Below are 23,155 nucleotides of genomic sequence, written 5' to 3' on the forward strand. Positions count from 1 at the left end.
CACAAATTCAAGCCATAACCCCCCCCTCAGATCACCCAATCTGGAACACATTTCCTACGCGGAAAACAATTCAAAAACCGTCAATTGTTTTCAATAACATTTGCTTTGACGGCCTTTCATATTTTCGATAACTTGTGGACTACCGAAGTAAGACGCACAACATATTGTGCCATTCTCCCCCTTCGACCCCAATATACACTTCCCACGGACTCCACCTCCTTCCGCGCGGTTTTAGTTCTTTATTTCCCCATTTTTCCCACGCGTATGGCTCAATCCATCACTTTACCCGATCCAGTAGCAGCTCAAAACGAAGAACACAGCCAAAAATCAGAGATTCGTCGCCCCCAAGAAGGCAAATCCAACTCTTCCAAGGGAATTCGCATGAAACGTCGCTTCACCCAAGCCGGCCTCGACGCCTTTGACATGATGGACTACGACCTGCGCGAATCCCGCATCAAGGAGCCAAGTGGTAAAATCGTCTTCGAAATGACCAAGGTGGAAGTGCCCACAAGCTGGTCCCAACTCGCAACCGACATCATCGCTCAAAAGTACTTCCGAAAACGTGGAGTGCCCGGAACCGAACACGAAGTCAGCGCCAAACAAACCGTGCACCGCATCGCACACACCGTGCGCACTTTTGGAATGGAACACGGCTATTTTGCCAGCGAAGAAGATGCCGAAAGCTTCGAGCAAGAACTCAAATACATGCTCATCACCCAACGTGGGGCGTTCAACTCCCCCGTATGGTTCAATTGCGGACTTTTCCATGAATACGGAGTGACGGGAGATGGAGGCAACTACGCCTGGGATTTTGCCAAAGGCGCCGTCGTAGAAATCGACAACGCCTACGCTCGCCCTCAATGCAGTGCTTGCTTCATCCAAAAAGTGGACGATTCCCTCATGGGCATTTTTGACCTCGCCAAAAACGAAGCCAAACTCTTCAAATATGGGTCTGGAACCGGTTCCAACTTCTCAAATCTCCGCTCCAAGTACGAAATCCTCTCGGGAGGAGGCATCTCTTCCGGACTCATGTCCTTCCTCGAAGTTTTAGACCGTGGAGCCGGAGCCATTAAATCTGGAGGAACCACTCGTCGCGCCGCCAAAATGGTGGTGGTGGATGTGGATCACCCCGAAATCAAAGACTTCGTAAACTGGAAAGTAGAATCCGAAAAAAAGGCTCGCGCCCTCATCGCCGCCGGTTACGACAGCGACTGGCGTGGAGAAGCTTACCACACCGTTTCTGGACAAAACTCCAACAACTCCGTGCGTGTGACCGATGAATTCATGCACGCCGTAGAAAAGAATGAAAAATTCTGGACCAAACGCCGCACCGACGGAAAACCTCATGAAGAAATGGATGCGCAAGCGCTTTTCGATGAAATCTGTAAGGCCGCTTGGGGCTGTGCCGATCCCGGACTTCAATTCGACACCACCATCAACGACTGGCACACCAGCCCTGTGAGCGGACGCATCAACGGCTCCAACCCCTGCTCCGAATACATGTTCCTCGACGACACAGCCTGCAACCTCGCCTCACTCAACTTGGTGAAGTTCATGAATGAAGACGGCAGTTTCGACATCGCCGCCTATCGCCACGCCGTGGAAATTTTCTTCCTCGCTCAAGAAATCCTCGTAGACCTCTCTTCTTACCCCACCGATCGCATCGCCCAAAACAGCCACGACTTTCGTCCGCTGGGACTCGGCTACGCCAATCTTGGTACCCTACTCATGACCAGCGGCATCGCCTACGACAGCGACGAAGGACGCGCCATCGCGGCCGCCCTCACCGCTATTATGCACTGCCACGCGAACGTCATGTCCGCTGAAATCGCCAAGGTGGTGGGTCCCTTTGCCGCCTACGAAAAGAACCGCGAACCCATGCTCAAAGTGATGCGCATGCATGAAGAAGCCGCCAAAGCCATCAACAAAAAGCTCTGCCCTGCAGACCTCTACGAAGCCGCTGTGGAAGACGCAGCCCTCGCCATTGAAAAAGGAGAAAAATACGGCTACCGCAACGCGCAAGCCACCGTGCTCGCCCCCACCGGAACCATCGGGCTTTTGATGGACTGCGACACCACTGGTGTGGAACCTGAATTCTCCATCGTAAAATGGAAAAAACTCGCCGGAGGAGGACACTTCAAGATCATCAACAAATCCATCCCCAGTGCCCTCGAATGAGCAAATCGAAGAAATCAAAGCACACCTTGAAAAGGCCAAAACCATCGACGAATGGACGCCACACATCTCTCCAAAAGCGCTCATGTCTAAGGGTCTCAGCACACAACAAATCCAAGAAGCTCGCCTTTACTTCGAAGGCGCCCAAACACTGGAAGGTGCCCCTCACCTCAAAGAAGAAGATCTCGCCGTGTTCGACTGCGCCAACAAGTGCGGAAACGGCAAGCGCTACATCGCCCCTCTCGGGCACGTGAAGATGATGGCCGCTGTGCAACCCTTCCTCTCCGGAGCCATTTCCAAGACCGTAAACCTACCCAACGAAGCGACCGTGCAGGACATTAAAGACACCTATTTTGAATCCTGGAAGCTGGGCCTCAAAGCCATCGCCCTCTACCGCGACGGATGCAAGCAGTCTCAAGCCCTGAACACCAAGAGTGACTCCAAGATGGCAGATGAAGCCGCTGCTGAAGGAGTGAGCGGGCCTCTCCGTGGAACCAAACTACAAATGCCTGTGAAACGCCGTGGCATCACTGTGGAAGCGAGCATCGCCGGACAAAAGATGTTCCTCCGCACCGGTGAATACGACGACGGCAAGCTCGGAGAAATCTTCATCGACACCTTTAAGGAAGGGGCTTCCTACCGCAGCCTGCTCAACTGTTTCGCCGTAGCCATTTCCGTGGGCCTTCAATACGGAGTGCCTCTTGAAAAATACGTGGACAACTTCACCTTCACTCGCTTCGAACCGAGCGGATTCACAACTCACCCCAACGTACGCACCGCCACCTCTATTGTCGACTTCATCTTCAGAGTGCTCGGCATGGAATACCTCGGTCGTACCGACTTCGTGCACGTGGCCCCCAAGACCACTCAACTGGATGAAAGTCGCTCCCGCAGCCGCATCACCGAAGCGATCATGGGCGAAGCCGCCGTGGCCGCCGCAGACAATGCAAGCCCTCTTTCCACCCAGGCTCAAACCGCTGCCGACGACGGCCTCACAAAACAACTCGCCGGCATGATGGGCGACGCCCCTCTCTGCAACACTTGCGGACACGTGACCGTGCGCAACGCAACCTGTTACAAATGTCTCAACTGCGGCAACAGCATGGGCTGCAGCTGATGCAAGCTTGACGAAATCCTTAAACCAACGAAAAGAGGGCCCCTTCTCCACGACGGGCTCTCTTTAAACGTGAATCTTGAAACCTACTCTATGGCTTCATAGAGCCAATCTCCTGGATTTTAGCAATTCAAAAAGATAGCTCTTGCTCTTCACCAATTCCTATTTTACAGGTTAAAACCCCTCCCCGGGGAGGGGTTTACAGATCAAGTTTTTCAAAAATCAAACGAATGTATTTCCTTACCCCTAACTCCTAAACTGAAACTGCGGTTTCAAGATTCACGTCTATCAGTTGAGATTTACAAAACCAAATAAAAATTGTATAATACAAGGATGGAGAAGCCAAAACCAGCAACAGAACCCTTCCTGACAAGACCTGACGGATTGAGTCCTGAGCTCAAAGAGTTGTATCTGGCGAGAAATTGCGCTTGCTTGGAATTAGCATATTTTATTTCAGATTGCATTCTTCAGCAAACAGACGTTAGCCCCACTCTCTACCCTCCTACCACCATACCTTCTCGTCCGATGGAGGAAGACGAGTGGGAAATTGTCATTAAGAAGGACCCGCACGCAAGAAGTTCGAACGTCCGACTGTATATTCAATGGCATCCTCACTCAAAACGCGCCAACGATGTAGTACATCTCAAGATACAGGCCAATGCCGCAACAAGATTCGGGGCACAAATCAGAGAATATTTAATAAAACATCTCTTTCCTGCCCTTGGCATAGAAGTTGAAACACCTCCGCCGCCAGTAGAAATCAGAAAAGAAACGGCCAGCACAATTGAGCTAAAAGACCCAGCAGTTTTAGCAGAAATAAAAGAGAGAATTCGGGCTTTAACAGAAGCCCATAATAAGTTCATCACAGCCCGAGAAAAGGAGAAACATGGATCTTTGACCTGATCAGCTTGACCTTTTAGAGCTTTATCCCTACAATCCCACTACCTTTTGTTATGAACAACAACAGCAAAACTCACAATATTGTAGACCAACCCGCTTGGAGACCTAAATCCAAGCAGTGGAAGCGTCGAAACAAGGCCAAAGCTCGTCCTGGAGCCGAAGCCCGCTATGGAGCTCTTCGAGCCGCCCTCTTGAAAGGGGCCTAAATCCTTTTTTTGCCCACGCCCATGGGATTTTTTTCGTCCCTACTCAGGGGCAAACCTCGGACCTATTCTTCCAATTTTTCGAGCTACCGGTCCCTTCGAAGTGGACAACGCAAGCCCTTTGAGCCCAAACAAAGCCCTGCGGAACGCAAAAAACAAGGAGGCTTTTTTTACAAAGCAATACGCGTCTTAAAAATCTTCGCTGTCTTCGCCCTCGTGAGCGGATTGGCCTACCTCAGCTTTTTCACTTCCCTCTTTGAAATCCAAAAAATCGAGGTCACAGGCAACGAGGCCACGGCAGCAGAGCAAAGCACGCTCAACGAAAGCTTACAAGAACATTTGGGCAGAAACCTACTCATCTTCAAAACAAGGGAATTGGAGCAAAAACTCTTCGAAGAATACCCTTATTTAAGAAAATTGAACGTGGGACGAGATTTCTTCCACACTCTAACCGTAAATTTAGAAACCTATGAAAACCTGGCCAACGTTCGTGTGGATTTTGAAAACGGCACTCAGCAGCTCTACGTGGTGAATGAACTGGGATTCGTATCGGGCACCGGCAGCAGCACCGAAAACTTGCCCACCTTGGTGATGGATGTCACAGGAACCGATTTGGACTGGACCGCACTCGAAACACTAGAAAGCGAAGAAAGCCCCGAGACCACAGAAGGTCCAGAACCCATAAAAGGCTTCCTCTTGAACCAAGAATTGATTGAAGCGGAAGTGCTTAAAAAATTGCTCAAAGCCACCGAGGATTTCGAGGGCAAATTCAACATGCAAATCCTGGAAATTCATTACTTGAAACAAGCCCGCGAACTCCATCTGGTCACTGAGCGTTATTTCACCGTATGGATCGACCTCACTCAAGACCCGGCCTTGCAACTGGCCAAATTGAAAAAAGCGCTGAGCACTCTCAATATTTACGAGGCCGACCTCGAATACATCGACTTGAGAATTTCTGGACAGAACGGCGAAAAAGTAATATACAAATCCCATGACTAACACGGAACAGCTCAGTAAAATCCTTCGCTTGATCCACGCAGCCGAAGCTTCTTTGAAGTCAGCCCGCGAACTGCTCGGAGAAATCTCGCCTGAAACGGTGACAAACGAACCTCGCCTGCAAGTGAGTGACGCCAAAAGTTACGACGCCGGTGAAAGTCAAATTGTGGAAGGCACTTTCGACGGTCAAGGCATGATCGGTCCAAACGACAAAAACTACCCTGTCCCCGCCAACTACGCCAGCAAATCCAAACTGGTGGAGGGCGACCGACTCAAGCTGACCATTTTGCCCAACGGCACCTTTTTGTACAAACAAATCGCACCCATCGATCGAGAATTTCTGCGTGGCACTTTGAACCGCGAAGACGGCCAATACAAGGTGGTGGCCAATGGAAAAAGCTACCGCGTGCTACTCGCTTCCGTCACCTACTACAAAGGAAACGTGGGCGATGAAGTGACGCTCATCGTGCCCAAAAACCGCGAATCGGCCTGGGGAACTTTGGAGGCGGTGCTGCCTCAAAGCGAAGGAGCGGAAGTCAGTGAAGCGGACAGTTTTTAGAGACCATCTCCAACCAGAAGCCGATTGACCCAAACCTCGATTCGGTCTACTCTAAAACAAAATTTCGACCCATGGACAACAATCCCATCAGTCTCACTCAAGCTTTAAACCACATTCAATCCTGGCTCAACGCCGGCGAATACGACAAAGTGATTCAAGGCTGTTCCGAAATCTTAGAGATGGAGCCCGAAAATTCACGCGCCCTTGCGCTCATGAAAATGGCGGAACAACGCCGTCACGAAGCCACCATGGCTCCAAGCAGTGCCCCTCAAAATGGCACTCCCCTAGCTCCCAACAACGACCCTCTTGCCAATCTGCAAGTGGAGGAACGCCAGGAAGCCAATGAAGCCCGTCCCCCTTTCGAAGCCATGCCAGCCCCAAGTGCAGCCACAAGTCGAGAAAGCGCTGTCCCCTTGCGCGAAGAATTCAACGAAAGCTTGGATAAGCGCAAACTCTTTTTGGCCATGCTCGTTCCAGCAGTGCTGGTGGTGGTGCTGGGTGGAAGCCTCATTTGGTACCTTGCCGATCGAGAACGAAACGAGACCATTGCTGGCAACGGGAACTCAGACGTGAATCAATCCGTACCTGTAGACACAGCCTATTTAGATGACAATGAAGAGCGAGTGGAACAAATGACCGCCATCAGCAGCGTCATTGAAGCGTACCGCCAAAACAAAGGGAAATACCCCGAAGCGGACGATTTAGAACGCATTCTTGTGGAAAGTGATGAATTCAGCGAAGTGCCCAGCGATCCCAAACAAGGTGAGGTGGATGTCGAAGGCAAACCTTTCGGTTATATGTATGCAGTTTATGACAGCAAGTTTGGGAAATCCAACCAGTACTACATCCTCTCGGCCCTCTTTGAAGACAGCAAAGGAGTGGGTTACGAATGGAACGTGGGTGAAAGCGTAAAAAATTACGAAAACTACCGTGACATTGCTCAAGACAATGTGAGTTTCATTGGCAGCAGCAAATAAAATCGAGTGGAAAATGGCTTTCTCGTGGAACAACTTAAAACGTCCCATTCTGGCGCTGGCCCCCATGGCAGGCTACACCGATACCGCCTATCGTCAGCTCATCAAAGGCATTGAGCCGCGCGTCATTTGCTTCACCGAGTTCACCAGCGCCGACGGCCTGGTCTACGGCAGCAAAATGACCTTAAAACAACTGGACTTCAACCCGAACGAAGAGCGCCCTTTGGTGGCTCAAATTTTTGGGAAGAAGCCTGAGCATTTCGCCAAAGCCGCCAAAATCATCGAAGAGATGGGCATCGATGCCATCGACATCAACATGGGCTGTCCTGCAAAAAAAGTGGTGTCCAGTGACCACGGCAGCGCCCTTTTAAAAAAACCTTGCCGCGCGATAGAACTGGTGGAAGCCACGGTGAAAGCCACTCAAGTTCCGGTATCTGTAAAAACACGCATTGGCTCGGATCAATTGGATCTACCCTGGTTCGTTCAATTTTGCAAAGACCTCGAAAGCGCCGGCATTCAACTGCTCACCATCCACGGTCGCACGGCCAAACAAATGTACACCGGTAAAGCCGACTGGGAACCCATTTACGAGGTGAAACGGAATCTAAAAATCCCAGTGATTGGGAATGGAGACATTCGCAGCGTGGCCGATGCTCGTGAAAAACTCGGCAACCTAGATGGCGTGATGGTGGGTCGCGGCACCATGGGCAACCCCTGGCTCATGGCTGAAATTGCGGCAGATTTTTACGGCGAAACCTATGTGCCTCCCAAAACGTTTCAAGAAAAATTGCCCACCTATTTGCGCCACGCAGAGCTTTTGGCAGAATACAAAGGCGAAGAACATGGCATGAAAGAAATGCGCAAACATTTCGTGAATTTGATCCGCGGTTTCGATGGCGCGAGCGAGGCTCGCGCCCAAGTCGTGCAAATTTCCACTTTAGAAGAAGCCAAACGCGTGCTGAGTGCCTTGGCTGAATGCCAAAAATAAGGTATACTTACAAAGATTGAACCCCTACGCCATGGTTCGAAAATTCCTCGCCACCGCCTTGCTCAGTTTAACTTTGAGCTTCGTGCAACCCGCTATGGTCTCTGCCGAAACCACGAGCAACTTCAATGTGTTTGATGTGTTCAGTATCGACGAAGAAGAAGATACAACGACTGGAAAGAGCACCATCAACGGCAGCACCACCATCAGTGATAATATCAAAGATTACGCAAAGGAACACACCGGCGGCAACGTCCCCATGGCCATCATTATGCGAGCCATCAATGTACTGATGCTGCTCATCGGTACTTTTGCTTTTTTGGTCATTTTTTACAGCGGCGTCTTGCTGGTCACCGCCAACGGAGATGAAGGAAAATTGGAAAAAGGAAAAGGCATGATTGTGCCCGCCATTTTAGGCTTGGTCTTTGCCTTTTTAGCCTATTACATCACCGTCTTTATTCAATCGTTTTTCTACTGATGCGTCTCTTTGCCCTCCTCATTCTCGCTCCTTGTCTATGGATGTTCAGCATTGCACCCATCGCCTTCGCCGACACCATGAATTTAGGGGTTTGTAACTTTGGGATGCTAGGGATACAAGGCAGTCCCACCAGCAGCACCGGGCAAGCCCTGAGTGAAGAGGTCACACAAAAATCGAACGAATATGAGACGCGCTACACAGAAGCCTACAATCCCCCCTCCACACAAGAAAATTCAGAAGCTGAAACAGATACCAATTATTGTGGACAAAACAATCCCGCCACCGGAATGATTGAAAAAGGAGATTGCACCAGTCAAGTGATCACTGAAATTTCAGAAGTGGTCAGCAGTGCCACTCTTGACGGAGACCAAAACGAAGACCGCATCATCAACCTCTATCAAGGCCTCTGCTGCCTTTCTTACAACACCGAGGTCACAACTTGTTATGAAACTCGCACTTTCTACACCGAAACGCTCAACGAATGTAAGGCCATAGAAAACGGCGCCAACACCCTAGGCGAAAGGACCAACTGCCAACTGCAACAATGGCTCATCGCTGACACCGGAATGGGCATTTTGAAGCTGTATGTAAAACAAATTTTCACCTTTGGCGCCTTCTTGGTGGGCTCCATGGCCGTGACCACCATCATTTTGAATGGCGTGCGCATCAGCGCCACGGGCGTCAGCGGCGACATTTCAGAAGCCAAACAAAAAATCACTCAAGCTCTTTCGGGAATCATTCTGCTTTTCCTTTCGGCGTTGATCCTCTACAGCATTAATCCTGACTTCTTCGGCTGATGAAAAAACTACTGCTCACCTTGCTCATGGTCCTCACCTTAGCGGTCCCTCTGGCCACCGCTGCGGTCACAGAAGTGCCCCTCATTCCGGCGCCGGACTTTTTGCCCACCCCTCCTCCAGAAACCACGGGTGGCCTACTTCAAGATTACGTACTGGACACGGCGGTGCCCAAAGCCATCAACATCGGCATTGGAATTTTAGCCCTCACCGCCTTCATGGGCATCCTCATTGCGGCAATTCAAATGCTCACGGCTTATGGAGACGAAACTAAAATCGGACGCGGAAAAACCAACCTGCGTTACAGCATACTCGGCCTCATCATTGTGATGCTTTCTTATGCCCTTGTTTCTATTGTGGTTTCGGTGGCTCTGCCTCAAGAAAGCGAAACCTCTTGGATTCCCTCTGCCTACGCCGTGGACGTGGAACGGGACCCCAGCATTCTTTTGCCCGACGTGGAAACGCTGATCGAAAGCCATGATGAGCAAGGACGAGTCTCCTTGCCCAGCGGAGATTTTCTTGGAGAAATTGTGCCCGCCGTGGTCACCAACATCCTATATTTTGTGGGCTTTTTGCTCTTCATTGCCTTGCTTTATGGTGGCGTCCTCATTGTGATTGGACGAGGAAATGAAGAAGAAATCACTAAGGCAAAAACCATCGTCCTTTACGCATCCATTGCGCTAGGCTTGGTCTCTTTGGGCTACGCCATTGTTTATGGCATCGTGACGCTCAACTTCAATCAAGACAGCAGCACCACTACAGACGACGCTTTTACCGAAATGCAAAATGAATAAATCTCTCTTCAAAAAAATCTTGCTGAGCATAATGGCCAGTGCCCTGTTCTGGAGTCTGACTCAAGGCGCTTGGGCAGTCATACAAATTCCAGACATTACACGCCCCGACAACCTGCCAGGTTTCGAACCCATCGACACGGAAAACTCCGAGCACCCTGAACTCAATGCCACCCAAAACATCATTCTTTTTGTGGGAAGCATGGTGAGCCAAGTTTTGCTCTTTATGGCGACCATCGCCATTATTTTTGTGATTTTAGCCGGAGCCAATTACATCTTTGCCTTTGGTAAAGACGAACGCATCGAACGTGGAAAACGCGGAGTGTTTTGGTCTTTGGCCGGACTCATCATCATCCTTCTTTCTTACTCCGTTGTACAAGGCGTCATCTCTCTGATCTTACAAGTGGACTTTTCCACAAGATAACATTAGGATTGGCGTGTTTATTTTTATTCTATCTTATGAAAAACCTCACGTTTTTAGTCCTCGCCACCCTCGCCTTGACTGCTTGCAGCAGCGGCCAAAGTAAAACCGACCAAGCCGGCATCGCCATGGCTCAAGTCAGCTGCCTGCTTTTCGACGAAAGCGTCACCTTCGATCAAATCACTCAAAAAAGCGATGAATTCTTGAAAGAACAGGGCTGGGAAAGCTTGGATGATTTCGACGCCTACCTCAGTTCCATCAAAGGCACGGCAGACGCACAGGCCATCAAAACAGCAGCCTTAGACAGCATGTCAGAATCCTGCAAAGAAGGCATCGCCGAAGTGGGAGGAACTCCCGAAGAATTCATGGATGCCATGTTGGAAGTCCAAGAATAATTTCACTCCGCCATTGGAGGGAATAGCGCTTCCTGCAAAAGCAGATGGTCTTCGCCAAGTTGCAGCAGCATCTTGTGTGACGCATCTGGAATCACAGACGCCAGCATCCTTCCAAGTTCACGACACACGACAATCAAATTGCCAAGCACGCTTTCGAGGCGTGCTTTGTCGGTCTTGGCCAATTCCCACGGTTTTTCTTGATCCACATACAAATTTGCGGCTCGAGCGAGTTCCATCACCGATTCCAATGCCCCTTTGATATCGAAACTCAAAAAACCTTCATGAAAACCTTTCCACGCCTTATCGATGGAATCTTGAAGCTTGCCATCCCCTTGAGGCACCTTTCCTTCAAAATGCTTAAGGGCCAAAGTCAAAACGCGGCGCAGCAAGTTGCCTAAGGTGTTTTGCAGTTCATCTTTATAAACTGTTTTAAAGCGTTCTTGTGAAAAATCTCCGTCTCCATCGCTGGGAATTTCACGCAACAAATAATAACGAACGGCATCCACTCCGTAACGGTCCACCAATTCCATGGGGTTCACCACATTGCCCAAAGTTTTACTCATCTTCTGACCTTCGCTGGTCACAAAACCGTGCACATAAACCGCTTTGGGCAAAGGCAGCTGCGCGGCCATCAGCATCCCAATCCAAATTCCACAGTGAAAACGAATGATGTCCTTGCCAATCAAATGCACATCCGCCGGCCAAAACTTTTTCCACTTTGCATCGTCATCCGCATAACCGAGCGCCGTTAAATAATTGGTGAGCGCATCGCACCACACATACATCACTTGATCGTCCATTCCGGGCACGTCGATGCCCCAAGTGAGGCTGGATTTGGGACGCGAAAAACTCACATCTTGCAAACCTTCTTTAAGCAGCGACAAGAATTCATTGCGACGCGACTCAGGACGAATTTCAAGTTCCCCCGACTTCACTTTTTCTTCAATGGCATCCGAATAGTCCGAGAGCTTAAAAAAGATGTTTTTTTCTTTCAAAACTTGCGGCTCTCGCAAATGGATGGAGCACTTGCCTTCCACCAAATCTTTTTCCAAAACAAAGGCCTCACAACCGGTGCAATATTTGCCTTCATATTCTTTTTCATAAAATTTTCCAGCCGCTTCAATGAGTTTCCAAATTTTTTGAGCTCCTCGTTTATGCAAATCACTGGTGGTGCGAATGAAATCATCATTGGCCGCAGAAAAAGCTTGATTCATTTGCATAAAAAGCGCCGCATTTTGATCTGTGAGCACCTGAGGCTCCATGCCTTTTTCCTTCGCCACTTGAGCGATTTTACTGCCGTGCTCATCCGTCCCCACCATAAAAAGCACCTCGTCCCCTATCATGCGATGGTAACGTGTCAGCGCATCCCCCTGACACAGCTCCAGGGCATGCCCCATGTGCGGCCCCGCATTCACATAAGCAATGGCATTGGTAAGGTAGAATTTGGACATAAATGATAAAGGAATCAATGAAGGGAGCATACCGAAAAGCCCCCTCGTTTGGAAGAGCATCTCAGGCCTTCACTCGCTCAGCAAAACCGCAGCCCAATCGGGCACCGTCGAAACTGCAGCTGTTTCCGTTTCCTCGGGGTTGGTGTGATAAATAACAAAGTCAAAAACAGGAAGATTTTCCCCTTCCCTCACCAAGGTGTTCAAATCTTGGCGAGCAGAGCCATAAGTCGAAGATCCGCTGGCAGCGAGTTCCACATACTCACAAACCGGCTCGTAATCCATGGAGCGAAAACGATAAAAAATCGTTTCATTTTCAGTTGATTCTGTGACGATGTTCGTGAGCACCAAATAATTGAAAACATGGCCGCTCAAAAAAGTGGAAATGGGGTAACCCGCATCAAAATTAGCCCCCGAAGAAGAATAGAATTTTCCATCTTGATAACCGGGAGGTAAACCGCCCAAATCGGCAGTGCCAAACTTGGTGGGAGAAGTAGAATCATAAAAACCCAATTCATTGTAAAGAGGAATGTATTCCGACATCGCCTCAGTGGCCCCCGGAGCCGTGCTGCTGCCCGTGCGTCCCAAGACCTTCCAGCGTAGCACATCGCGCACCGGCACTGAAGCCAAATCCACCGTGCCCTCTTCCAAACCTGCATAAAATTCCACATAAAAATTCATATAAGCTCCATCGGAAGGTTCCAAAGTACCCGCCGCATCGGTTTGAGCAAATAAAGGGATTTGCACCGATTCGTTTTGCGCCAGCGCATGCCACTGCTCCCCCTGATCTTCACAAGGAACCACCAAATTTCCAGAGCGAGCCAAACTGTTCAAATCCCCATTGGCGTGGCTCAAAAAAAGCAAATCTTCATAAGTGGGTTCGTAACCCGGCAAGTTTTTTTTGAGTTCATAAAGTCCCAATTCGGTCGTGCCTTCTGCCGCATAATAGGCCTGAGTACCGCCCACAATGGTGCGCACCGTACCCATGTCTCGCAGCACCAAAACCGAGACGGAAATCGCCACCAAAATCAAAATGGACATGAGGAAAAACGAAAGCAAAAGCGCACTCGCCCTTGGGGAACGAACAGAAGCAAAGCGACGAAAGTCAGTGCAGATTTTCATTGATAAAAGCGGCTAGTGACAGAAGTGTGGAGCTCCAATTGAATTTCTTCATCCATGCGACCGGGCATGCTGAAATTCAGCGTAAAAGTGACCATGGGCTGATATTGAAGCGCATCTTCGCTGCGATTTTCATAAGGGTTTTGCGATGGAAAAATCCTGAAGTTTACATCACTCACAGTCAAATTTTCAGAATGCAGCACTTGTGCCTCCGTGAGGGCATTTCCCAGGGCATCCAAACGCTGCATGCTCAATGCTTCCTGCTCAGCATCCCAAGAATAAACCGTCCTTTCTTGCCCATCCGGACTCACCAAATAAAGCGTCTCCACCTCCAAAGCCCCCTCCCCGCCCAAAACATTTTGATCCGCATACGTCACATAATCGATGCGATTTTCACGAGCGGCATCCGAAATTTCGTTGAGCAAAGCCTCGGCTTCCATGAGTAAACTGCGCTGTGTGAGGGCATCTTGATTGGAACGATGAAAAACCAAATAAGTCGAAATGGCAAAGCCAATGAAAATCGTGAACACCGTAATGGCAATGATCATTTCAATGAGAGTGAATGCCGCACGAGTTCGAGAGGAATTCATTGCCAGTCGGTTAAAAGAGTAGAAATTTTCACGCAACTCGTCTCGCCACTTTCTTGCCAGCTCACGGTGGACAGCACTTCCATAGATCAAGGGCGAGGATTTTCATTCTCATCATACAGCAAATGAAAGTCGACTTGTCGCTCAAATTGAAATCCGTTGTCCAAAGTGACCCTCGCATCTTCCGCACTGTTAGAAACTTGAAAACAAGGAGTGGGAACCGTGCACAATTTAGGAACCAAATACAAAGTCAGGCTGGGCGAAAGCGCCTCCACATGGAAGTCTTGCATCCATAAATCGGAACCCGAGTCCCAAGCATAATTTTGCAGCACATTCGAATCGCGCATGAAGCGAACCGCCTCCAAGCCTTCTTGAGCAAGAAAAGTGGCCTGCACCGTTCTGAGATTGCGCTGATTGGCTCTCAAAGTGCTTAAAATAAGTCCCGTCACAGCGGTCATCACCACGGTGGTGAGCGTGATGGCTATAATGGTTTCAATGAGAGTGAAGGCAGCTTTATTCTTCATTGTTGGACTCATTATCGAGTAGCAATTGAGCAAAGCCCGTGTCTTCCGAAGCCCGAAGCACAAAACGACCCGAAAGCGCCTCCGTAGCAAAAGTGGCCGTTTCAAAACGCAGCTCCATTTCCCCGTCATATTCGGTGTTGCCGCGAATATCATAAAACTGAAGTTCCCCAGACGGAGGCACAAAAAACACCAAAATCTCGTCCAAACTTGTCTCCCCCACTTCTATGCTCCCCACGAAGGCATTGCCTGAACTCAAGGCATAATCCTCAGTGGAAAGCTGAGTGAAATCACAGGTCCCAGCGGCTTCAGACGGGGCCTCCACCCAACGCGGAACTTCGCCCACCTCAAAGAGTCCCCCTTCACACAAATACTGCGCCTCTCCCGTTTCATCCAGCATCACTTTTCCACGACTCACTTCGGCCTTAGCCTGCTGCAAAAGGGCTAAACTTTTATCGGCCAAAAGAGACAGCTCTTGGCGTTCACGCACTCCTTGAAAATTCAGGATCAAAACAGAAGTTAAAATCCCAATGATGAGCATGACAATCAAAACTTCCAAAAGCGTAAAAGCAGGGCGTTTTTGCCTCATGAAACCAAGGTGGATAAAGAGAAAATGGGGCCCAAAAGAGCCAAAGCCAAAACTCCCACCGCGATGCCCACAATCACAATCACAATCGGTTCCAGCAAAGTGGTGAAGGTCTCGAGTGAACTTTCCACCTCATCTTCATAATGGCTGGCCAATTTTTCAGAAATGCTGGCAATTTGCCCGGAATTTTCACCCACCGCAATCATGGCCACCACCGTCTCGGGGAAAAGAAAGGGCGCCTCAGCTAAATTTTCTGCAATTTTCTCACCTCGTTCCACATCGGTTTTTAAAGTGAGCAAATAATCTTTATACAAAACATTGGTCATGGAACCGGAAGCAATGCGAATGGCTTCGTGAATAGGAACCCCAGCCTCAATGAGCAAGCTCAAAATTTGAACAAAACGCGAAACATTCAGTTTGCGAACCACATCGCTGAAAAAAGGAGCCGACAGCAAAAACTCATCGTAACGTCGTCGCCCCGACTCGGTGCTGATGTAAAAAGACAAAAGCAAGCCTAAAAAAACAAAACCAATGGCCAGGAGCCAACTGAAATTCACCACAAAACGACCGAAACTCAGCACAAAATGCGTGAGAGCCGGCAATTCAAAATTGGATTGAGTGAAAAATTGATCGATGCGCGGAATCACCACTCGCACCACAATGGCCCCCGAAATCAATAGAGCCACCATCACCGTCGCGGGGTAAATGAGCGCTCCTCGCACTTTCAAATACAAAAGATGAGACCGCTGGGTTTGCTTGGCGAGTTTAAAAAGCAATTTGGCCAAATTTCCAATGCTCTCCCCGCTGCGCACAATGCCCACTTCGGCATCTTTAAAAACGTCGGGGAATTTGGTCATGGATTGACTGAGCAATTTTCCTCGCTCCACATCATAAGCCAAAGTATTGATGATGCGTGCAAAACGGGGGTTGTCGGTTTTTTTCGACAAAACCTTCAAGGCTTTCATAATGGGAATTCCGGCATCCAGCATCACGGCAAGCAGATGAAAAAAGTAGGATTTTTCTTGCACGGAAACTTTTTTCGATCAATAAAAAAGTCATTCATCCGCACCGAAAACGGTTGGGCAGCGGAATTGTAAACTCCGTAAACCACAGAGACTTCTTTTTCAGAGGGCTTGGATAAAGAAGGATGCGCCATGCTGCTATTGGTAATACGCTTCAAGGGTCAAATTGAACCCAACTTCACTGGCACTGAGACGTTGCACACTCAAAGATGTGATCCGCATCAAACGGTCCGCCCCTTCAAGAAGTTGTAAAAATTCAATCATTTGTTCAAAAGAACCTTTTACACTGCTGCTCACACTCAAAATCTTGCCGTAATCTTGGCTGGTACCGGCAGAAAAGCTAATGGCATTGAGGGTAAAACCCGTTTGCGCTGCCAAATCCGTCAATTCTAAAATCAAGGCGTCTTGATCGTAACCCTTAGGCACCGCCGAAAGCAGTTTCAATTTGGTGGTTTCGCTTTGCGAAACTTCCTTAGAAAGCGTCGAAAGCGCTTCATATTGCGTATCCAAAGTTTGGAGTTCTTCGGCTAAGACGGCTTCTTGGCTTTTTAAAGCAGTGATTTTATCGCGCATGGGCAGCACAAAGACCACGGCTCCCACAATGATCAAAAAGAGCAAGAAAATGGAAATGAGTTGAGAAGATTGGCTGGTTTTCATCAATTGTTGGGCAAATGGATGCTAAGGCTAAAACTGGCAATACTGCGTCCATCCGTGGTGCTGCCTCGGGTCACCGAAGGCACAAAAGGCCCCACAAAATCCTCCGCTTTTCCATGGCGGCAATCAAATCGGCCACAGAAGCATAACTGTCGCCATAACCCGTCACCTGAATGGAGCCATCTTCATTGAGTCCATAACTGGCAAAAAAGACCCCCACCGGTGTCAACGCATTCAAGCGCGTGAGCACCTGGGACCAATGCACGGAATTTTCTTCAATCTTCTTTGTCAATTGCTCCGCATTGTACAATTCTTGAATCTGTTGATCGTTCAACACCTCAATCTTACGCTGCAAACCCACTTTGTTTTCTTCTAAATTCGCCACGGAATTGTTCAAGCTGTGCGTACTCAAAAAAAGGTAAAGGGTGTAAAACAGCCCAAGGATGAACAGGAAGATCACAAGCGTTGGAAGCAAGCGCCCACGAGGGGCTTCATAAGTCGAAGGAATATTGTCCATGGCAGCGGGATGAACTAGACTGAAAAAGATCTAGCGTTCAGCCATGAACTTTATAGTGATCAATCAGCCTTTTCAATGCTTAAACTGCGGCGCCCAAGTGCCCCGGCAAGAAGGCAGTTGTCGAAATCATTGCAAGAGTTGCCTTTATTCTCAGCATGTGGATGCGGAATTTCCGGGCGACCGTGCCTCCAATTGCGGTGCTCTCATGGCCCCCATCGGGCTCACTCAATCCGGAAAAAAAGGATGGATTCTCTTGCATAAATGCACAAAATGTTTTCGAATCGTTCGCAATAAATTGGCAGATGATGATAACATGGATCTAGCCATCGCCCTCAGCCGCAACCCGATTTAGAGACGAGATTTGGGTTTACGAGGTTTTGACTCACGAGCAGCACTCAAAGACTGAGAGTATTTTTCGCGTAAAGCTGAAACTCCCTGGCCATCAAATAAGAGCTCCAACTCAGCTCTTTGTCCCTCACTTAGATCTTCTCTTCTCAAGATTACTTTCATGGCTGTTTCAATGGCGGTATCTTTTGTGAGCCGCAGGCCGGCTGCCACATTTTCTTGAGATCCATTGCCATAGGAAGGTTCCAAACGAGGTTCAGGCAAGCCTATATCTCCTTCAAATTCCTGTTCAGCCATTTGTAAAATTTCTTGAAGCTGCACTTTAAGCGTTTCAAAAGGCACTTGCTGCATACCAGCTCCCAAGACAGCGACATTATAACGATACTCACTAAGGAAAGGAACACGCCAACCGGGCACTACATACCGATACGGTGCACTCAAAACAGTGAGGTTGGTGGGGTCAACACTGCCCGTAAGCACTTCTTTCCATAAAATGAACCTCCCCGAGCTTACGCTCGGGGTTTCAGCCTAGTTCAAGCTGCGCTTGGCCCGCATCTTCTTCGCCCTGTTGTTGGATATACTTTCGAATGACCTCCTCGTTAATCCCAACTGTGGAGGCAAAGTAACCTGCCGACCAAATACTTCTCGTCCCCCAGTACACTTTTCTAAGAAACGGAAACTTTATGTTCAACTCACGAGCTGTGTTGGCTTTTATTATTCTCACCACCTCTCCCACTGCTATTTGTGGAGGTATGGAAATTAAAATATGTACATGGTCTAAATCCGTGTTTACCTCTTTCACCACCAGTTCCGGATAGTACTTGGAATATCCTTCATCACTTCCTGCAGAAAAGCCAACACACCTTCGTTGAATATCTTCCGACGGTATTTGGTCGCCAGAACTAAGTGATAATCACAGATGAAAACTGCGTGTGAGCTTTTTCGTAGCTTCTTCATGCCTCCACTTTACACCACCACGAAGATGCGGGCACCCACTACATCCCTCGGGCTTACGCCCGGGGAACTACGTCAGTTGATTAGAATGCCTACCATCCGCTTGATGCAGAGCAAGCACCTTCCCCAAAGGGACATAAGCATAATTCAATAAATCAACTAGAGCTGTCCCTCGATTTTGGTACAGATTCTCTATAGGACCAACAAGGGCTTCATGTCTTTCACCCACTTTAGCAATAAACTGAAAAAGAAGGTGGATTTGATAGCTATAGCTCGAAGGATGGCGAACAAAATTTTGAAGGGCATGTGCAGCCTGCTGCATAAAGGGGTCCATCATCGCACCTTGCTTCTCCCGTTCAGGGTTGCTACGACAGAATTCATCGTACCCGTCTAAAAAAGGTCCAAAAGAGTCTGTTGAGGCACGCCATCCCTAGGAGTCCAACCTTCGTTCCTAACACAATAGTCAGTCACCCCCAGAAGATAAAGAAACCGATGCGGATCCGAACCGGCCCATTCTAGTGCTTGGCCAAGAGAAGGAGTAGCCCCTTCCATGCTCAAAAGTTCTTTGAAGACTACCGCAGCATTGGGTAAAGGCCCATTTGGTGAAGGAGAAGCTTCCATAAGATCAAGCTTAAAATTAAGAAGCAGTTTTAATCCAAATTACCAATCCAGTCAATCTATTGTTCGGCTTAAACTTGCAAAAAAGGCAAGGGTGAGAGATGCTAAAGATAAATCTCCTGTGCTTCAATCCAGATGAAACTCTCCCTTGAACTCAAGCAAATCCCCAAAGACAGCACTTTACTCATTGGGGTTTCGGGGGGCAGAGATTCCATGGCTTTGGTGCACGCACTGATGAATCAGCGCAAAGATTTAAAATTGGTGGCCGCTCACATGAACCACGGGCTGCGCGACAGCGCCGAAAGCGATGCTGAATTTGTAAAAGGCATGATGCTGCGTTGGGAACTGCCCTTCGAACTCTTCAAACCTCGACCGCCCAGCAACGGAAACATGGAGGAATGGGGCCGTGAAAAACGCTATGAATTCTTTGAAAAAATAGCAAAAAAACACAAAGTCGACTTCATCGTCACCGCTCACCATCAAGACGACGATTTTGAATCCATGATGCTGCATTTTGTGCGTGGCACTCGAGTGAAGGGCTTATCGGGCATGGCTTTTCATCGCAGCGATTTTTCAACTCCCCTCTTACGCCCTTTGCTCTACACTTCTCGGGCCGAAATCAACGCCTACATCGGCTATCACGAAATTCCTTACCGCGACGACCCCACCAACGAGGATGAAACCTTGGCTCGCAATTTTCTTCGCAACAAAATCATCCCTGTTTTGACCCACGTCTACCCCGGCCTCGCCGAACGTTGGCAAAAGCAAAAACCCTACTGGCTGGATCTGCAAAAAATGCTAGAAACTTCCGCCCTCACTTTCATGCAAGAATTTCTAGATAAAAAAGAAGGCCTCTCCCGCGAAGCTTATGGCAAATTGCCCTACCCCCTCAGGGCCACCGTGCTCGAACGATGGTACCAAGACAGCACCGGTCGTCACGTACCCGATGCCGCCACCCTTGAACGCTGGGACAACGCCATCCTCACTTTCGAAACCCGCAAAAAAACCGAGTGGAACACCGATCCAAGCAGCAAAAAAAACCGCTTCCTCAGCCTGAGCAAAGAGAGGGCAAAGTTGATTTAGGCCTTGGGCAAAGCCAAGAAAGTTTCATCTAGCCCTTGCCAAAGAGGGGCTTTTTAGTAAAATTCAGGCATCCATTAATCCCAAAAGCTTATGGAAATCGCAGGACATGAAAATGCAGTAGAGTCAGAAAATACACTCGACCTTGGATCATTGACTGGAAGAGTGAACCACTTCCGCGACCATACAGACCGAAGCAAGGCACAACCTTTGGCTAAAGCTCTTCTAGAAGCTCTGAAAAGCAACCCGCAAAATACTCGACTAGCAAGCCTCATCTCTCAATTCCTATTTGTTTGCAGAACATACGCCTATGATCAACCCATCAAGGTGGCTGAAGAAAGAGAAAAAACAAACCTCGCGCCCATCCTTGCAGAGTTGAATGCCACAATGAAGACCCTGCACGGGGAACAAAGCCCAAGCTCTGTTCAAACACAGGCAGCTCAAGAGGTAACGGCTACACTAAATGAAGAGAGCCAAGCTACTGCCTAGAGGTCCATTCACTTCGTCCATTTTCACCGTTCACTGCTCTGGTTTTTTTTTGACTTAGCCTCTAAAATAACTCCGCTCTTTACTCCTCCAAAAAAGCATGGCAACCGCACTTCAAAAAAAAGGTCCGAGTCCCCTCATTGGCATCCTTGTGCTGGGTTTACTCATCTCCGCGCTCTACACCATTTGGAACCCCATGGGGCAAAAACCTTGGGAACAAGTGGCCCTCACCACCTTTATTGAAGATGTGGAAAATGGCACCGTGACCGAAGTGACAGTGATGGACAACCGAGTGAACTACCTCTTGGCCGACGAAACTCAAAAATATACTTTTAAAGAAGCCGGCCAAACAGTGGATGAAGTGCTTGCAAATGTTCCAGAAGGCATCAAAGAAACCTTAAAAATCGAGGTCTCCGACACCTCGGGCGATGGAATGTGGCTGAGCATTGGGCTTTCCATTATACCCATTCTTTTCATCGTCGGATTCCTGTGGTTCATGATGCGCGGCGCTCAAAGCAGCAACAATCAAGCCATGTCCTTCGGAAAATCCAGCGCACGCCTGCACGACAATGAAAAAGAACGCACCACTTTCGAAAATGTGGCCGGTCTCAAAGAGGCCAAAGAAGAACTCGTGGAGGTGGTGGACTTTTTGAAAAATCCTGGAAAATACACCGCCATGGGCGCCAAAATTCCCAAAGGAGTGATGCTCGTGGGCAGCCCCGGAAACGGTAAAACACTGCTCGCCCGCGCCGTAGCCGGCGAAGCCAATGTGCCCTTCTTCTCTATTAGTGGATCTGAATTCGTAGAGATGTTTGTGGGAGTGGGGGCCAGCCGTGTACGCGACCTCTTTAAAAAAGCAAAGCGCAACGCCCCTTGCATCGTTTTTATGGATGAAATTGACGCCGTCGGTCGCCAACGTGGCACCGGAGTCGGAGGCGGACACGACGAACGGGAGCAGACTCTCAATCAAATCCTCACCGAGATGGACGGTTTTGAAACCAACACCGGCGTCATTGTGATGGCCGCGACCAACCGTCCCGATGTGCTGGACCCCGCCCTGCTGCGCCCCGGCCGTTTCGACCGCCGTGTGGTGGTGGACAGCCCCAGCATGAACGACCGTGCTGAAATCCTTAAAGTACACTCCAAAAACAAACCGCTCGCCAAGGGCACGGATTTAAAACATGTGGCCAAACAAACCCCCGGTTTCTCTGGGGCAGACCTCGAAAACGTGCTCAACGAAGCCGCCATCATGGCCGCTCGCAAATCCGAAAAAGAAATCACCGGGCACGACATCGAAATGGCTGTGGAAAAGGTTCAAATGGGTCCTGAACGCAAATCCCACGTGATGAATGAAAAAGAAAAAGAAGTCACCGCTTACCACGAAGTCGGACATGCTCTCGTTCGCGTCCTTCTGCCCGAATGCGACCCGCTGCGCAAAGTGACCATCATCCCGCGCGGAATGGCCCTCGGCCTCACCTGGTTCATGCCCGAAGACGACACCCACCTGTTCACTCAAGAAAAATTCGAACACGAAATGGCCTCCGGCATGGGCGGGTACGTGGCTGAAGAACTCATCTATGGACAGGTTTCCACCGGCCCTTCCAACGATCTTCAAAAAGTCACTCAAATGGCACGCCGCATGGTCACCGAATTTGGCATGAGCTCCGTCGTAGGACCCACCGTTTATGGTGAACAAAGCCACGAAGTCTTCCTGGGCCGCGACTATGGACACGTCAAAAATTATTCCGAAGAAAAGGCCGCTCTCATCGACAAAGAGGTGCAGGGCTTCGTCGACAAAGCTTACAAAAAGGCCAAGGAACTCCTCACCAAACACCGCAAAGAGATGACCCTGCTGGCCAAAACCCTCAAAGAAAAAGAGACCCTCACTCGCGAAGAGTTTGTGGAGCTATTGGAAGGCACTGCGAAAAAGAAGGCCTAATCTTGTTTTTGACCCTAAAAGGACTAAACTACGTACATGACTCAAATCGGAATCGGACAACTCAAGCACGCCAAAAAAGCAGACGACAAGGTCCAGCTGCGCCTGAATGCACGCGCTCACCCCACACCTGCCAAAGCCGAGGAGCAAGAACCCGAAGAGGGCCAGCTTTCCGTGGATATTTTGCACACTGAAAATGAAATGGTGGTGCTCTGCCCCATCGCCGGCGTAGAAAAGACCGATGTTCGTGTTTCTTTGCAAGATGACGTGCTCACCATTCGCGGCGAACGCAAGCCAGTGTCAGGCTTAGATCTACACAAAACCCTGGTGGGAGAACTCTTTTGGGGCACTTTTTCTCGGTCCATTGTGTTGCCAGATCACATCGACCGCAAAAACGTTCAGGCTCGCGTGCACGAACACGTGCTCATCATCACCATTCCAAAAACAGAAGATTACAAAACACGCATCATTCATGTGAGTGCCGACGAATAACC

The 23,155-nt window shown here is 49.1% G+C and carries 29 protein-coding genes and 1 pseudogene; 17 read left to right on the forward strand and 13 right to left on the reverse strand.

All coding sequences use genetic code 11. From position 1 onward, the window contains the following. Positions 1-264: 264 nt before the first annotated feature. The 12 genes and pseudogenes from IPG41_02395 to IPG41_02450 all read left to right on the forward strand — a co-directional run bounded on the left by IPG41_02395 (position 265) and on the right by IPG41_02450 (position 10,788). Positions 265-3,292: pseudogene (locus IPG41_02395) on the forward strand (vitamin B12-dependent ribonucleotide reductase). A gap of 330 nt (positions 3,293-3,622) precedes the next feature. Then, the gene (locus tag IPG41_02400; GenBank protein QQR55382.1) at positions 3,623-4,192 is read left to right on the forward strand and encodes a hypothetical protein; all 570 of its coding nucleotides are present in this window, start codon (positions 3,623-3,625) and stop codon (positions 4,190-4,192) included. Between the two features lie 50 nt (positions 4,193-4,242). Then, on the forward strand, positions 4,243-4,395 hold the full coding sequence (locus IPG41_02405) for a hypothetical protein (GenBank protein ID QQR55383.1): 153 nt from the start codon (positions 4,243-4,245) through the stop codon (positions 4,393-4,395). Positions 4,396-4,416: 21 nt separating this feature from the next. Next, positions 4,417-5,394 carry an FtsQ-type POTRA domain-containing protein gene (locus IPG41_02410; protein ID QQR55384.1) on the forward strand — a complete coding sequence of 326 codons (978 nt, stop codon included), beginning with the start codon at positions 4,417-4,419 and terminating at the stop codon, positions 5,392-5,394. Next, on the forward strand, positions 5,387-5,950 hold the full coding sequence (locus IPG41_02415; GenBank protein QQR55385.1) for a hypothetical protein: 564 nt from the start codon (positions 5,387-5,389) through the stop codon (positions 5,948-5,950). Before IPG41_02410 ends, IPG41_02415 begins: the two co-directional genes overlap by 8 nt. A 71-nt stretch (positions 5,951-6,021) precedes the next feature. Next, on the forward strand, positions 6,022-6,927 hold the full coding sequence (locus IPG41_02420) for a hypothetical protein (protein QQR55386.1): 906 nt from the start codon (positions 6,022-6,024) through the stop codon (positions 6,925-6,927). A gap of 13 nt (positions 6,928-6,940) precedes the next feature. Then, on the forward strand, positions 6,941-7,912 hold the full coding sequence (dusB, locus tag IPG41_02425) for a tRNA dihydrouridine synthase DusB (protein ID QQR55387.1): 972 nt from the start codon (positions 6,941-6,943) through the stop codon (positions 7,910-7,912). Positions 7,913-7,943: 31 nt separating this feature from the next. Then, positions 7,944-8,387 (forward strand): hypothetical protein, encoded by a 444-nt coding sequence (locus IPG41_02430; GenBank protein ID QQR55388.1) that lies wholly within the window; start codon positions 7,944-7,946, stop codon positions 8,385-8,387. Continuing rightward, a complete protein-coding gene (locus tag IPG41_02435) occupies positions 8,387-9,184 on the forward strand; it encodes a hypothetical protein (GenBank protein ID QQR55389.1) in 798 nt (265 codons plus the stop codon). The genes IPG41_02430 and IPG41_02435 overlap by 1 nt, the downstream gene beginning before the upstream one ends. Next, positions 9,184-9,975 carry a hypothetical protein gene (locus tag IPG41_02440; protein QQR55390.1) on the forward strand — a complete coding sequence of 264 codons (792 nt, stop codon included), beginning with the start codon at positions 9,184-9,186 and terminating at the stop codon, positions 9,973-9,975. Before IPG41_02435 ends, IPG41_02440 begins: the two co-directional genes overlap by 1 nt. Beyond that, positions 9,968-10,396 (forward strand): hypothetical protein, encoded by a 429-nt coding sequence (locus IPG41_02445; protein ID QQR55391.1) that lies wholly within the window; start codon positions 9,968-9,970, stop codon positions 10,394-10,396. Before IPG41_02440 ends, IPG41_02445 begins: the two co-directional genes overlap by 8 nt. 35 nt (positions 10,397-10,431) lie before the next feature. Next, complete coding sequence (locus IPG41_02450) at positions 10,432-10,788, forward strand: hypothetical protein (protein ID QQR55392.1); 357 nt, start codon at positions 10,432-10,434, stop codon at positions 10,786-10,788. A 2-nt stretch (positions 10,789-10,790) separates the two neighbouring features. Here IPG41_02450 and IPG41_02455 read toward each other — a convergent pair whose 3' ends face one another. From IPG41_02455 to IPG41_02490, 8 genes are all read right to left on the reverse strand, one after another. Beyond that, positions 10,791-12,239, reverse strand: coding sequence for a methionine--tRNA ligase (locus IPG41_02455; protein ID QQR55393.1), 1,449 nt, complete (start codon positions 12,237-12,239; stop codon positions 10,791-10,793). Between the two features lie 69 nt (positions 12,240-12,308). Further along, positions 12,309-13,358, reverse strand: a complete 1,050-nt coding sequence (locus tag IPG41_02460; protein ID QQR55394.1) for a hypothetical protein — start codon at positions 13,356-13,358, stop codon at positions 12,309-12,311. Further along, the gene (locus IPG41_02465) at positions 13,355-13,945 is read right to left on the reverse strand and encodes a type II secretion system protein (protein QQR55395.1); all 591 of its coding nucleotides are present in this window, start codon (positions 13,943-13,945) and stop codon (positions 13,355-13,357) included. Before IPG41_02465 ends, IPG41_02460 begins: the two co-directional genes overlap by 4 nt. A gap of 86 nt (positions 13,946-14,031) precedes the next feature. After that, on the reverse strand, positions 14,032-14,466 hold the full coding sequence (locus IPG41_02470) for a prepilin-type N-terminal cleavage/methylation domain-containing protein (GenBank protein QQR55396.1): 435 nt from the start codon (positions 14,464-14,466) through the stop codon (positions 14,032-14,034). Further along, positions 14,456-15,052 carry a prepilin-type N-terminal cleavage/methylation domain-containing protein gene (locus IPG41_02475; GenBank protein ID QQR55397.1) on the reverse strand — a complete coding sequence of 199 codons (597 nt, stop codon included), beginning with the start codon at positions 15,050-15,052 and terminating at the stop codon, positions 14,456-14,458. Before IPG41_02475 ends, IPG41_02470 begins: the two co-directional genes overlap by 11 nt. Beyond that, positions 15,049-16,077 (reverse strand): type II secretion system F family protein, encoded by a 1,029-nt coding sequence (locus IPG41_02480; protein QQR55398.1) that lies wholly within the window; start codon positions 16,075-16,077, stop codon positions 15,049-15,051. Before IPG41_02480 ends, IPG41_02475 begins: the two co-directional genes overlap by 4 nt. 132 nt (positions 16,078-16,209) lie before the next feature. Next, positions 16,210-16,728: a type 4a pilus biogenesis protein PilO gene (gene pilO / locus IPG41_02485; protein ID QQR55399.1), complete on the reverse strand. Its 519-nt coding sequence runs from the start codon at positions 16,726-16,728 to the stop codon at positions 16,210-16,212. Positions 16,729-16,798: 70 nt separating this feature from the next. Next, positions 16,799-17,242 (reverse strand): hypothetical protein, encoded by a 444-nt coding sequence (locus IPG41_02490; protein QQR55400.1) that lies wholly within the window; start codon positions 17,240-17,242, stop codon positions 16,799-16,801. A 43-nt stretch (positions 17,243-17,285) separates the two neighbouring features. Between IPG41_02490 and IPG41_02495 the strand changes: the two genes are divergently transcribed. Further along, a complete protein-coding gene (locus IPG41_02495; protein ID QQR55401.1) occupies positions 17,286-17,594 on the forward strand; it encodes an RNHCP domain-containing protein in 309 nt (102 codons plus the stop codon). On the opposite strand, the gene IPG41_02500 is transcribed toward IPG41_02495, so the two are convergent. From IPG41_02500 to IPG41_02520, 5 genes are all read right to left on the reverse strand, one after another. Beyond that, the gene (locus IPG41_02500) at positions 17,591-18,028 is read right to left on the reverse strand and encodes a hypothetical protein (protein ID QQR55402.1); all 438 of its coding nucleotides are present in this window, start codon (positions 18,026-18,028) and stop codon (positions 17,591-17,593) included. The genes IPG41_02495 and IPG41_02500 overlap by 4 nt on opposite strands. An 82-nt stretch (positions 18,029-18,110) precedes the next feature. Next, on the reverse strand, positions 18,111-18,392 hold the full coding sequence (gene tnpA / locus IPG41_02505; GenBank protein ID QQR55403.1) for an IS200/IS605 family transposase: 282 nt from the start codon (positions 18,390-18,392) through the stop codon (positions 18,111-18,113). Then, positions 18,386-18,544 carry a transposase gene (locus IPG41_02510; protein QQR55404.1) on the reverse strand — a complete coding sequence of 53 codons (159 nt, stop codon included), beginning with the start codon at positions 18,542-18,544 and terminating at the stop codon, positions 18,386-18,388. Before IPG41_02510 ends, tnpA begins: the two co-directional genes overlap by 7 nt. 67 nt (positions 18,545-18,611) lie before the next feature. Further along, positions 18,612-18,878, reverse strand: a complete 267-nt coding sequence (locus IPG41_02515) for a hypothetical protein (GenBank protein QQR55405.1) — start codon at positions 18,876-18,878, stop codon at positions 18,612-18,614. A 53-nt stretch (positions 18,879-18,931) separates the two neighbouring features. After that, a complete protein-coding gene (locus IPG41_02520; GenBank protein ID QQR55406.1) occupies positions 18,932-19,162 on the reverse strand; it encodes a hypothetical protein in 231 nt (76 codons plus the stop codon). A gap of 132 nt (positions 19,163-19,294) precedes the next feature. On the opposite strand from IPG41_02520, the gene tilS reads away from it, so the two are divergent. The 4 genes from tilS (at position 19,295) to IPG41_02540 (ending at position 23,153) form a co-directional block, all read left to right on the forward strand. After that, positions 19,295-20,242, forward strand: coding sequence for a tRNA lysidine(34) synthetase TilS (gene tilS / locus IPG41_02525; GenBank protein ID QQR55407.1), 948 nt, complete (start codon positions 19,295-19,297; stop codon positions 20,240-20,242). Positions 20,243-20,332: 90 nt separating this feature from the next. Continuing rightward, entirely contained in the window at positions 20,333-20,728 is a 396-nt protein-coding gene (locus tag IPG41_02530; GenBank protein QQR55408.1) for a hypothetical protein, read from the forward strand. 193 nt (positions 20,729-20,921) lie between these two features. After that, positions 20,922-22,664: an ATP-dependent zinc metalloprotease FtsH gene (gene ftsH, locus IPG41_02535; GenBank protein QQR55647.1), complete on the forward strand. Its 1,743-nt coding sequence runs from the start codon at positions 20,922-20,924 to the stop codon at positions 22,662-22,664. 36 nt (positions 22,665-22,700) lie between these two features. Further along, positions 22,701-23,153 carry an Hsp20/alpha crystallin family protein gene (locus tag IPG41_02540; protein ID QQR55409.1) on the forward strand — a complete coding sequence of 151 codons (453 nt, stop codon included), beginning with the start codon at positions 22,701-22,703 and terminating at the stop codon, positions 23,151-23,153. The last annotated feature ends 2 nt before the right edge of the window (positions 23,154-23,155 follow it).

The organism is Candidatus Peregrinibacteria bacterium, from assembly GCA_016699145.1.
Classification (GTDB): domain Bacteria; phylum Patescibacteriota; class Gracilibacteria; order UBA1369; family 2-02-FULL-48-14.

Bases quoted from the DNA above. Each gene is read 5' to 3' on its own strand.
- IPG41_02400 (QQR55382.1), top strand. From the start codon at position 3,623: ATGGAGAAGCCAAAACCAGCAACAGAACCCTTCCTGACAAGACCTGAC.
- tilS (QQR55407.1), top strand. From the start codon at position 19,295: ATGAAACTCTCCCTTGAACTCAAGCAAATCCCCAAAGACAGCACTTTA.
- IPG41_02515 (QQR55405.1), bottom strand. From the start codon at position 18,878: ATGATGGACCCCTTTATGCAGCAGGCTGCACATGCCCTTCAAAATTTT.
- IPG41_02530 (QQR55408.1), top strand. From the start codon at position 20,333: ATGGAAATCGCAGGACATGAAAATGCAGTAGAGTCAGAAAATACACTC.
- ftsH (QQR55647.1), top strand. From the start codon at position 20,922: ATGGGGCAAAAACCTTGGGAACAAGTGGCCCTCACCACCTTTATTGAA.
- IPG41_02415 (QQR55385.1), top strand. From the start codon at position 5,387: ATGACTAACACGGAACAGCTCAGTAAAATCCTTCGCTTGATCCACGCA.
- IPG41_02455 (QQR55393.1), bottom strand. From the start codon at position 12,239: ATGTCCAAATTCTACCTTACCAATGCCATTGCTTATGTGAATGCGGGG.
- dusB (QQR55387.1), top strand. From the start codon at position 6,941: ATGGCTTTCTCGTGGAACAACTTAAAACGTCCCATTCTGGCGCTGGCC.
- IPG41_02495 (QQR55401.1), top strand. From the start codon at position 17,286: ATGAACTTTATAGTGATCAATCAGCCTTTTCAATGCTTAAACTGCGGC.
- IPG41_02460 (QQR55394.1), bottom strand. From the start codon at position 13,358: ATGAAAATCTGCACTGACTTTCGTCGCTTTGCTTCTGTTCGTTCCCCA.
- IPG41_02445 (QQR55391.1), top strand. From the start codon at position 9,968: ATGAATAAATCTCTCTTCAAAAAAATCTTGCTGAGCATAATGGCCAGT.
- IPG41_02430 (QQR55388.1), top strand. From the start codon at position 7,944: ATGGTTCGAAAATTCCTCGCCACCGCCTTGCTCAGTTTAACTTTGAGC.
- IPG41_02540 (QQR55409.1), top strand. From the start codon at position 22,701: ATGACTCAAATCGGAATCGGACAACTCAAGCACGCCAAAAAAGCAGAC.
- IPG41_02405 (QQR55383.1), top strand. From the start codon at position 4,243: ATGAACAACAACAGCAAAACTCACAATATTGTAGACCAACCCGCTTGG.
- IPG41_02510 (QQR55404.1), bottom strand. From the start codon at position 18,544: ATGAAGAAGCTACGAAAAAGCTCACACGCAGTTTTCATCTGTGATTAT.
- IPG41_02470 (QQR55396.1), bottom strand. From the start codon at position 14,466: ATGAAGAATAAAGCTGCCTTCACTCTCATTGAAACCATTATAGCCATC.
- IPG41_02435 (QQR55389.1), top strand. From the start codon at position 8,387: ATGCGTCTCTTTGCCCTCCTCATTCTCGCTCCTTGTCTATGGATGTTC.
- IPG41_02410 (QQR55384.1), top strand. From the start codon at position 4,417: ATGGGATTTTTTTCGTCCCTACTCAGGGGCAAACCTCGGACCTATTCT.
- IPG41_02440 (QQR55390.1), top strand. From the start codon at position 9,184: ATGAAAAAACTACTGCTCACCTTGCTCATGGTCCTCACCTTAGCGGTC.
- IPG41_02465 (QQR55395.1), bottom strand. From the start codon at position 13,945: ATGAATTCCTCTCGAACTCGTGCGGCATTCACTCTCATTGAAATGATC.
- IPG41_02475 (QQR55397.1), bottom strand. From the start codon at position 15,052: ATGAGGCAAAAACGCCCTGCTTTTACGCTTTTGGAAGTTTTGATTGTC.
- IPG41_02420 (QQR55386.1), top strand. From the start codon at position 6,022: ATGGACAACAATCCCATCAGTCTCACTCAAGCTTTAAACCACATTCAA.
- IPG41_02520 (QQR55406.1), bottom strand. From the start codon at position 19,162: ATGGAAGCTTCTCCTTCACCAAATGGGCCTTTACCCAATGCTGCGGTA.
- pilO (QQR55399.1), bottom strand. From the start codon at position 16,728: ATGAAAACCAGCCAATCTTCTCAACTCATTTCCATTTTCTTGCTCTTT.
- IPG41_02450 (QQR55392.1), top strand. From the start codon at position 10,432: ATGAAAAACCTCACGTTTTTAGTCCTCGCCACCCTCGCCTTGACTGCT.
- IPG41_02490 (QQR55400.1), bottom strand. From the start codon at position 17,242: ATGGACAATATTCCTTCGACTTATGAAGCCCCTCGTGGGCGCTTGCTT.